Origin of the sequence: Streptococcus suis, assembly GCF_002960445.1 — a bacterium.
GTDB classification, from domain to species: domain Bacteria; phylum Bacillota; class Bacilli; order Lactobacillales; family Streptococcaceae; genus Streptococcus; species Streptococcus hyiners.
This window is the reverse complement of record NZ_POJD01000286.1, coordinates 1-354: the sequence shown is the minus strand read 5'-3', so window position 1 is coordinate 354 and position 354 is coordinate 1. Positions and strand designations below refer to the sequence as shown.

General features: G+C 38.1%; 1 pseudogene. It reads right to left on the bottom strand.

The features are described 5' to 3' along the window. Positions 1–47: 47 nt before the first annotated feature. Positions 48–354 (bottom strand): annotated as a pseudogene (locus C1G53_RS09815) (UDP-N-acetylglucosamine 1-carboxyvinyltransferase); the annotation flags it as partial.

The window sequence follows — 354 nt, the reverse complement described above, 5'->3', positions numbered from 1 at the left end:
TTTTTAAATCGATTACGTTTTGAGAAAGTAGTTCTCAATTAGACTCTCTAATCCTCAATCAATTGAATATCTGCACCCAATTCTGTCAGTTTATCAATAATATTTGAGTAACCACGTAGAATAAACTCAATGTTTGTAATTTCTGTACGCCCTTGAGCCATTAAACCAGCGATAACCATTGCGGCTCCCGCACGCAAATCAGTAGCTTTAACAGATGTACCAGTCAGTTGATTTGGACCTTCAAAGGCAATATGGTTGTTACGAGTAGAGATTTTTGCTCCAAGATTTGCAAGCTCCTGCACATGACCAACACGTTTTTCATAAATCGTATCAACAATCGTACCAGTCCCTTCT